Origin of the sequence: Mumia sp., from assembly GCF_028803055.1 — a bacterium.
In the GTDB taxonomy this organism is placed as follows: domain Bacteria; phylum Actinomycetota; class Actinomycetes; order Propionibacteriales; family Nocardioidaceae; genus Mumia.
In genome coordinates this window covers 18,737-27,801 of record NZ_JARBCJ010000020.1, presented here as the reverse complement: position 1 = coordinate 27,801, position 9,065 = coordinate 18,737, and the positions used below count along the sequence as shown (strand labels likewise).

At 71.1% G+C, this 9,065-nt stretch carries 9 protein-coding genes and 1 pseudogene; 7 read left to right on the top strand and 3 right to left on the bottom strand.

The annotated features are described in order from the left end of the window. Positions 1 to 341, top strand: a pseudogene (locus PV363_RS03795) (hypothetical protein); the annotation flags it as partial. Here the strand turns inward: PV363_RS03795 and PV363_RS03790 are convergent. Next, a complete protein-coding gene (locus tag PV363_RS03790; protein WP_220346464.1) occupies positions 338 to 778 on the bottom strand; it encodes a DUF2000 domain-containing protein in 441 nt (146 codons plus the stop codon). The pseudogene PV363_RS03795 and the gene PV363_RS03790 overlap by 4 nt on opposite strands. 49 nt (positions 779 to 827) lie before the next feature. On the opposite strand from PV363_RS03790, the gene PV363_RS03785 reads away from it, so the two are divergent. From PV363_RS03785 to PV363_RS03770, 4 genes are all read left to right on the top strand, one after another. Then, positions 828 to 1,619, top strand: a complete 792-nt coding sequence (locus PV363_RS03785) for an AraC family transcriptional regulator (protein ID WP_220365965.1) — start codon at positions 828 to 830, stop codon at positions 1,617 to 1,619. 94 nt (positions 1,620 to 1,713) lie between these two features. Continuing rightward, positions 1,714 to 1,851 (top strand): hypothetical protein, encoded by a 138-nt coding sequence (locus tag PV363_RS03780; RefSeq protein ID WP_220344010.1) that lies wholly within the window; start codon positions 1,714 to 1,716, stop codon positions 1,849 to 1,851. Positions 1,852 to 1,895: 44 nt separating this feature from the next. After that, positions 1,896 to 2,849, top strand: a complete 954-nt coding sequence (gene ligD / locus PV363_RS03775; RefSeq protein WP_220344011.1) for a non-homologous end-joining DNA ligase — start codon at positions 1,896 to 1,898, stop codon at positions 2,847 to 2,849. A 55-nt stretch (positions 2,850 to 2,904) separates the two neighbouring features. Then, complete coding sequence (locus PV363_RS03770; protein ID WP_220346467.1) at positions 2,905 to 3,171, top strand: hypothetical protein; 267 nt, start codon at positions 2,905 to 2,907, stop codon at positions 3,169 to 3,171. Positions 3,172 to 3,239: 68 nt separating this feature from the next. On the opposite strand, the gene PV363_RS03765 is transcribed toward PV363_RS03770, so the two are convergent. After that, on the bottom strand, positions 3,240 to 5,264 hold the full coding sequence (locus PV363_RS03765; RefSeq protein WP_301021709.1) for a glycoside hydrolase family 3 protein: 2,025 nt from the start codon (positions 5,262 to 5,264) through the stop codon (positions 3,240 to 3,242). 156 nt (positions 5,265 to 5,420) lie between these two features. On the opposite strand from PV363_RS03765, the gene PV363_RS03760 reads away from it, so the two are divergent. Next, on the top strand, positions 5,421 to 5,564 hold the full coding sequence (locus PV363_RS03760; protein WP_220346469.1) for a hypothetical protein: 144 nt from the start codon (positions 5,421 to 5,423) through the stop codon (positions 5,562 to 5,564). Between the two features lie 79 nt (positions 5,565 to 5,643). Further along, complete coding sequence (locus PV363_RS03755) at positions 5,644 to 8,529, top strand: LuxR family transcriptional regulator (RefSeq protein WP_220365962.1); 2,886 nt, start codon at positions 5,644 to 5,646, stop codon at positions 8,527 to 8,529. Here the strand turns inward: PV363_RS03755 and PV363_RS03750 are convergent. Beyond that, entirely contained in the window at positions 8,504 to 9,022 is a 519-nt protein-coding gene (locus tag PV363_RS03750) for a DNA polymerase ligase N-terminal domain-containing protein (protein ID WP_220344016.1), read from the bottom strand. The genes PV363_RS03755 and PV363_RS03750 overlap by 26 nt on opposite strands. Positions 9,023 to 9,065 lie beyond the last annotated feature (43 nt).

The window sequence follows — 9,065 nt, the reverse complement described above, 5'->3', positions numbered from 1 at the left end:
AGGGTCGGTTCGGGCGTCTCCTTTGCACCCGGGTGTGCCCGCCCCTGGACGCCCCTGCCGAGGCACTGGCGGAGCTCTACCGCGTTCTCGCGCCCGGCGGACGGATCCTGCTGTCGGCGCCGTTGTTCTACCCCGAGCACCAGGAGCCCTACGACTACTTCCGCTACACGCAGTTCGCGCTGCGCACGATGTTCAGGGACGCGGGCTTCACCGACGTGACGGTCTCGTGGCTCGAGGGCTACTTCGGCACGGTGGCATTCCAGCTCGAGCAGATGCACCGCCAGCTCCCGCGAGCACGGACGCTGACGCTGCGGCGGCGGGTCGGCTCCGCAGCCGCCTAGGGGTGGAGCCGTGCGCCTCTGACCGTCTTGTCCACGGCGTTGCGCGGTCCGTGGACGGCGACCCCGACGAGGTCGAGGGCCTCGGTCGGCACGGCACGCACCACCGCACGGTTCGCGTCGTCGTGGCCGGTGGCGAAGAGGTCCCGTGTGTAGATCGCCATCGGCAGCCCTCGTCGCAGGGCGGTGGCGTGGATGCGGCGCACGTCGTCGGACGTCGCGCTGAAGACGAGCATCGGTTGGCGCATCATCGGCAGGTACTGCCGGCCGTCGGCGTCCTCGTACGGCTCGCCGACCATGGCGTCGTCCCTGGTCGCGATGCCGCTGACCAGGAACGCGGTGACGTTGAGCTCCTGCCAGGGGAGGAGGTCGTCGCTCAGGACGATCGCGATCTTGGTGTCGAAACGGGTGGTGGGCGTCGGTTCCACGGCGGTCGTCATGCGCTCAGGATCGCTGCGTCCCGGCGGCGTGGTCTTGTACGTTCTTTGCATGGTCGACCGGGTCCGCGCGTGGCGACCCGACGTGCCGCACCTGCGGGAGGTGCTGCACGCCGAGTTCACCGAGCACGCCTACCCCAGTCACACCCACGGCGACTGGACGGTGCTCGTCGTCGACGCCGGGGCCGTCTCGTACGACCTCGACCGGCACCCGCACACCGCCGAGCCGACGACGGTCACGCTGCTCCCACCTCACGTGCCCCACGACGGCCGCTCGGCGCGGCTCGGGACCGGTTTCCGCAAGCGCGTGCTCTATCTCGACGAGTCCTGGCTGCCCACCGGGGCGGTGGGCCACAGCGTCGACCACCCGACGGTGGCCCGTCCCGACGCGGCCCAGGGCGTCCAGGGCGTGCACCGCGCGCTCGCGGGCGGAGACGTCCTCGAGGTGGAGTCGTGGTTGGCGCGCCTCCACGACGTTCTCGGCGAGCACCTGCACGGACCCGCGCCGTCGACGGCACCCGACGCGCCGCTGGCACGCCGGCTGCGCGAGCTGCTCGACCAGGCGGTGGTCGCCGGCGTGACGCTCGACGAGGCCTCCCACCTCCTGGGCGCCCATCCGAGCCACCTCGTACGCGCCTTCTCCCAGGCCTACGGGATCGCTCCGCACCGCTACCTCACGAGTCGGCGGGTGGACCTGGCGCGTCGGCTCATCCTTGATGGCCACGCGGTCGCGGATGCTGCCCACCGGGCGGGGTTCCACGACCAGGCGCACCTGACCCGTCACTTCCGCAGGGTGCTCGGCACGACGCCGGGGGTCTTCGCTCGGAGCGTCGGACCGATCTGAGGCACCTCTGCGCCGGACTAGGGCATGAGCCCGATGTGGGCTGCTACCTCAGACGACGAGAGTCGAGGCATCAGGACGAGAGAAGGAGACCCTGATGTACATCGATCCCGAGTCCTCCGTCGTGACGGAGATGAAGCACCGCATCGAGCGGCTGTCGATCTCCGGAGACGACCGCCGTGCCGAGAGCGTCCGTGGCGCGAGTACCCTCCGCCGCCGCGGACGGCGCCACTGAGCGGCGCCGCCCGAGATCGCGTCGCCCGTGCGAGGATCGCTCGCATGGGCGACGCGATCGAGGTGGAGGTGGGGACCCGTGACGTCCGCATCTCGAACCCGGACCGCGTCTATTTCCCCGAGCGGGGAGAGACCAAGCTCGACCTCGTCAACTACTACCTGTCGGTCGGGGACGGCATCGTCAACGCCCTGCGCGAGCGGCCCTGCATGCTGCACCGGTTTCCCAAGGGTGTCGCCGACAAGAAGGTGCACCAGAAGCGCGTCCCCGCCGGCGCCCCGCCGTGGTTGGAGACGGTGCGCGTGGAGTTCCCGCGCTACCACCGGCACGCCTACGAGCTGTGCGTCACCGAGCTCGCGAGCGTGGTCTGGGCCGTGCAGATGTCGACGGTGGAGTTCCACCCCTGGAACTCCCGCCGCGCCGACACCGAGAAGCCCGACGAGTGGCGCATCGACCTCGATCCGGGCCCGGAGTGCGACTTCGCCACCGTGCGCCGTGTCGCGCGCGTGAGCCACGAGATCCTGGAGGAGCTCGGTGCGGTCGGCTGGCCGAAGACGTCGGGTGGCGCGGGGATGCACGTCTACGTCCGGATCGCGCCCGACCACGGCTTCGCTGACGTCCGCCGCGCCGCGCTCGCCTTCGCACGCGAGGTCGAGCGACGCGTCCCCGACGACGTGACGACGACCTGGTGGCGAAAGGACCGCGACCCGGCCAAGCTGTTCGTCGACTACAACCAGAACACTCGTGACCACACGATCGCCGCGGCGTACTCCGTGCGCGGTGTCGCGGACGCACGGGTCTCGGGGCCGATCCGTTGGGACGAGGTCGACGATGTCGAGCCTGCCGACATGACGATCGCGACGATGCCCCGCCGGTTCGCCGAGCTCGGGGATCTGCACGCCGGCATCGACGACGCCGTGTTCTCGATCGAGCCGCTTCTCGAGTGGGCAGATCGCGACGAGGCCGAGGGTGCCGAGCTGCCGCCCGAGGAGGGTGGCTGAAGGCGCGAGACCGCGCTAGCGTCGAGGGTTCAAGTCAGCGATCGAGAGGAACCCCATGCGCAAGATCTCCCTTCTCCTCGCCGCAGGTGCGGGGTACGTGCTCGGCGCCAGGGCGGGCCGGGAGCGCTACGACCAGATCGTGGCGCAGGCCAAGAAGGTGACGGGTCGCGATCTCGGACGGGGTGGCCCTGGCACGTCGGGCGTGCGCTCCGCGGAAGACGACATCACCGGCACCTACTCGACCACGCCGAGCGGCAACCACGTGGACGTCGACGAGACGGTGGCCTGGACCACCTCGACCGACACGTCCGGACGCCGCTGAGGCTGGCGGCCGCAGAGTTGGGCAGGGCCCGTCACCGGCGTCGGGGGCGCCGATGACGGGCCCTGGTCTCATCGGGCTCGCAGGCCGAAGCCGTACGGGTAGAGCGGGTCGTAGTCCGCGTCACCCACGTTGATCGGCTCCTGGTCGACACTCCGCGGCCAGGTCACGGGCAGCGTGCCGGTGAACCGCTTCTTGCCGAACAGGACGTCGGCGACACCGGCGCCCTCGCTGCCCGGGAGCCAGCCGGCCACGAGACCGTCGATCTTCGACAGCAGCGCCGGCGGGATCTCCAGCGGCCGGCCGGAGATGACGATCACGACGCACTCCGCGGCCTGGGTGCAGACGGTGTCCACGGCCCGCTGGTCGGCGGTGGACAGCTTCATGTCCTTGACCGGGCGGGGGACGCCGTTGTCCCCCGGGTCGGACTCCCACCGGGGCCCGCCGACGTCGCCGAAGCCCTCGGCGTACGGCGTCTCGCCGACCACGAGGACACCCGTCGCGTTGCGGGGCACCGGCGTGGACGCGGTCTCGTCGAAGGTCACGTCGCGCCGGGAGGCGTCGTCGATGCCGTCGAGGATCGTGTCGCCCGGGATCTGGTGGTAGGACCCGCCCTGCCAGGTGATCGTCCACCCGCCGGCCTGGTTGCCGATGTTGTCGGCGTTGCTGCCGGCCACGTACAGCGGCGCCCGCTTCGACAGCGGGAGGACGCGCCCCCGGTTCTTCAGGAGGACCTGCGACTTCGCGACGGCCTCGCGGGCGACCTTGCGGTGCTGGGCGCTGCCGATCTCGTCGATGTTGCGCCGGTCGGTGTACGGCTTCTCGAACAACCCGAGCTCGAACTTCTGCGTGAGGATCCGCCTGACCGCGTCGTCGATGCGCGACATCCGGACGCGACCGGCCTGGACCTCCTCGGTGAGCGCGGTGATGAACTCCTCGAACTGCGCCGGCTCCATCGCCATGTCGATCCCGGCGTTGATCGCCGTGCGCACCTGGGTGTTCCAGTCGCCGGGAAGCTGGTGGATGGCCTCCCAGTCGCTGATCACCAGGCCATCGAAGCCCATCCGGCCCTTGAGGACGCCGGTGAGCAGCTCCTTGTGCGCGGTCATCTTGAGGACGTTCGTGCCGACGCCGTCCTCGGTCCAGTCGACCGACGAGAACGACGGCATGACCGACCCGGCGCCGTAGCGCTGGATGGCGGGCCAGTACGGCGCGAGCGCGAGGCGAGCGAAGTCCCGGCGGCTGACGATCGTGATGCCCTGGTCGATCGTGTAGTCACCGGCCGACGTCCCGTAGGTGGTCAGACCGTCACCGGCGAAGTGCTTCGGCGTCGCCAGCACGCGGTCCGGGTTGTCCAGCTGGCCGCGCCGTCCCTGGAAGCCGCGCACTGCGACCGCCATCTCCGAGACGAGCCTCGGCGACTCGCCAAAGCTCTCGTACGTGCGGCCCCAGCGGTCGTCGCGCGCGACGCACAGGCAGGGAGCGAAGCTCCACTGCGGGCCGGTGGCACGGGTCTCCTCGGCGGTGATGTGGGAGATCTTCTCGACGAGCCTCGGGTCTCGGGTGGCTCCGAGCCCGATGTTGTGGGGGAAGACGGTCGCGCCGTTGAGGTTGGCGTGTCCGTGCACCGAGTCGACGCCGTACAGGACGGGGATCTTGAGCCGTGTGGCGAGGGCGGCGTCCTGGTAGCCGTCGACCATGTCGGCCCAGCCCTCGGCGGTGTTGGGCGTGGGGGTGGACCCGCCGCCGGACAGGATGCTGCCGAGCGCGAGGTCGGTGACGTCGGCCTGCGACGCGTTGGCGCGCTCGGCCTGGGTCATCTGGCCGATCTTCTCGGCCAGCGTCATCCGGGAGAGCAGGTCGGCGACCCGCTTCTTGGTCGACAGCCGCTCGTTCAGGTAGGCCGGCGTGCCGCCCCGCTCACCCGCGGTCGCTGACGCCGCGCTGGCCGTACTGGCTGCCGGGGCGGACCCGGCCCCCACCCCGACCAGGCCGGCGACCAGAGCCGCTGCGGCACCGGTGACCAGAGCCGCGCGGCGGGCGGACGGTCGGTACGACCGGCCCGATGAATCTCTGTCTCGACGTCTCACGTTCATGAATTCCTCCAGGTCCGGTGTGACCTACGTCATACTGTTACCCGAATATTGCGTAGGCAAAAACAAATGGCAAGTGGAGATCTGAGGTAGCTGGAGGCGCCGACTCAGGCGTTCGCCCGATGGAGGCGCCTACCTCAGAGAACGAGGATCGACGTCATGATCCTCATGCCGGAGTACTACGTGAAGACCGAGATGGACCGTCGGATGGAGCAGGCGCATGGCGCGGTCAGGCGCCGCACCGTCCGCCGCCGGCTTCGTGCACGCGAGACCGGAGCGCGCTCCGAGCACCCGACGGCATGATGTCCGTCGTGGACACGATCGAGGTGCCCCCGGGTCAATGAGCTCGGACCTTGTCAGTGGGGTACGCGATCATGGGCACATGCCCGCCGACTGGAGAACGACCGAGCCCCTCGTCGGACGAGAAGGGGAGCTCGAGCGGCTGCTGATCGCTGCCGGTGTCGCCGATCCCGAGGCCCGCGGGGGTGTCCTCTTGAGCGGCGACGCCGGGATCGGCAAGACCCGTCTGCTGCGCGAGCTGGCGATCCGAGCCGCCGACGACGGTCACCGTGTGCTGGTCGGCCACTGTCTCGACCTCGGTGACAGCGCGATCCCGTTCCAGCCGTTCGCCGAGGTGCTGGCCGCCCTCGACGACCCCTCCCGCAAGGCGCTGTCCGACGCCCTGCCGCCCCTCGGCCCCCTGATGTGGGGCGCCGCCAACGGCACGGGAGTCGACCGGGGCGAGCTGTTCGCCTCCGTCGTGGCCGCCCTCGAGCTGCTCGCCTCCAGCCAGCCTGTGCTGGTGCTCGTCGAGGATGCCCACTGGGCCGACACCTCGACGCGTCATCTCATCCGTTACGTGCTCTCCCAGCGCTACGACGGCGCTGTCCGGTTCGTCATCTCCTACCGCAGCGACGACCTCCACCGCCGCCATCCGCTGCGTGCCGACGTGGCCGAGTGGAGTCGGCTGCCGGGCGTGCAACGACTCGACCTCGGTCCCCTCGCAGACGACGAGGTCCGTGCGCTCGTCCGGTCACGAGCGACCGCCTCGATCGACGCCACCGGCCTCGCCGCGATCGTCCGTCGGGCCGAGGGCAACGCGTTCATCGCCGAGGAGCTCGTCGACGTCGACGACAAGAACGGTCCGCTGCCCCCGACGCTGGCCGACCTGCTGCTCGTGCGTCTCGACCGCCTCGACGACGGCGGCAGGCAGGTGGTGAGAGCGGTCGCGTGCGCCGGTGCCGAGGTGGACGACGACCTGCTCGCCGCGGTTGTCAACCTCCCTCCAGACACCCTCGAGGACGGTGTCCGGGCCGCGTTGGACCACCGCATCCTGAGCCGCACGAGCAACGACGGCTACGCCTTCCGCCACGCCCTCCTCGCAGAGGTGGTCCGCGACGACCTCCTCCCCGCCGAGCGTCGCCGGTTCCACAAGGCATACGCCGAAGCACTGGCGGGTCGTGGCGACTCCGCTGACGTCGCGCGTCACGCGTTCGAGGCCGGCATGGCGGAGATGGCCTTCACCGCCAGCGTGCGCGCCGCAGACCGGGCGAGGCGGGTCGGTGGGCATGACGAGGCCGCCCAGCACTACGAGCGCGCGCTGTCGGTCGCGTCCGCGGCGCCACCCGGCACTGATCTGGTCGACCTCGTCGTCGCCACCAGCGAGGCGCTGACCGCGTCGGGATACGTCCGTCGGGCGGCAGGGGTCGTCGACGACTACCTCCAGGACGGTGCGGCGACGCTCTCCGACACCGAACGCGCCCGGCTCCTCGTCGCCTACGGCACCGCGACCGTCCTGGGCGACCGCGACGCCGAGGCCGCACAGGCGGTCGAGCAGGCGTTCGCGCTCGTGCCCGAGCAGCCGACGGCGCTGCGCGCCTCGCTCGAGGCCGTAGCCGCCCACGTCGCGGGAGCTCAGCGGCGCCACGACGACGCGATGCGTTGGGCGACCCAGGCCATGACGCTGGGCCAGCGCCTCGGCCTCAGCCGCGTCGTCGACGAGGCTGCCGCCACGAAGGCCCGGGTGCGAGCTCTCAGGGGCGACGACCCGGCCGGTGACGAGCGGCGGTTCCGGGAGGTTGCCGAGACCGCCCGAGCATCCGGCAACGTCGTCACCGAGCTGCGCGCCCACCAGCATCTCGCGTTCCTGTACCACGACCGTGGTGACCTCGACGCTGCCACGGCGGAGTTCCTCACGACGATGCAGGCGGCGGAGAAGGCGGGACGACGGTGGGCCCCGTACGGTTTCGACGGCCGTTTCTTCGCAGCCCTCACGGCCTATCTCCGTGGCCGGTGGGACCTCGTCGAGGAGCTGTGCGACGTCTCGGCCCTGCGCCCTCCGGCGGTCCATGCCGGCTCTCTGGAGTCGGTGCAGCTGCTCGTCGCCGCAGCGCGTGGTGACACGACTGTCCTGCCGCGCGCGCGTCGCCTGCGCGACTCCTTCTGGCACAGAGACATCGCGCTCGCGATCCACAGCGGCACGGCGGCCATCGACCTCGCGCCCGACGTCGCGTCGGCGCAGGCCTGGCACGACGATCTCGTCGCCTCGTTGGTCACCGACTGGGGCGGCCGCCGCGTCCCGGCGCGGTTGCGGATGGGGGCGCTGCTCGCCGGCCGCTACGCCGACGCGGCGCCGCACGTGTCGGCGTCGGAGCGAAGCGCCTTCGTCGAGCGTGCCGCTCAGCTGCGCGTCGACGCCGACCGGGCGGTCGAGGAGCGCGGGCCGTTCGGGCCCGAGGGTGAGGCATGGGGGCGCCGGCTCGATGCCGAGATCCTGCGCGTGCGCTGGACAGCGGGAGAGGACCTCGGCCTCCCAGTGATGCTTGAGGCGTGGCGCGGGGCGACAGGTGCGTTCGCGAAGCTCGGCCATGTCTACGAGGAGGCGCGCTCGACCTCGCGTCTCAGCTCCGTCCTGCACGCCGCCGGCGACATCGCCGGAGCCAAGCAGGTGGCCAGCGCTGCCCACGAGACGGCGGTGTCGCTGGGCGCCGAGCCGCTGGTGCGTCAGCTCGAGCAGCTCGCGGGGGCGACGGCTGTTGCGGGTGGCCGGACGGCGGTGCCGCAGGCATCGGCCGGAGAGAAGCCCCTGACCGCACGCGAGCGTGAGGTGCTCGACCACCTTGTCGAAGGCCGTACCAACGGCGAGATCGCCACGCTGCTGTTCATCAGCACCAAGACGGTGTCGGTGCACGTCTCCAACATCCTCGCCAAGCTCGGTGCGGCCACACGCACCGAGGCGGCCGCTATCGCACGTCGTCAGAGGGCTTGAAGGCCCGCTCGAGCTCGGCGTTCGTCCGTCCGCTCAGCACGGAGGTGAGCCCGTCGCGAGCGGGGTCTGCACCGGCTTCCACCCCGGGCCCGCGCATCTTCACCAGGATCCACTGCTCCTTCCCGCCTGCCTCACCCGTTCGGGTCAGCGCGTATGGCCCGCTCAGCCGTCGACCGTGAAGGTCGACCACCAGGTGCCCATCGGCGAGCGCATCGCCTGCGGAGACCGGTGTCCCGGCACGGTTCGTGAGGTGCTCGTACGTGCCGCTGTCCCACACGATGACGCTGCCGGGGCGGCCCCCGTCACGTGCGTAGGCGCCCTCGTACGTGGCGTGCGCGAGGTCGTGGTCGTCGGTGCGGATGGCGAGCCGCCGCACCGACGGATCGGGAGAGGGCCCTTTCGGGACGGCCCACGAGACGAGGACCCCCGCGACCTCCAGCCTGAGGTCGTGGTGGAGGACACGGGCATGGTGCCGCTGGCACACGTACAGCATCCCGGCACCGTAGCCGTTCGCTCGGCCGTCGCGTGATGAGCGA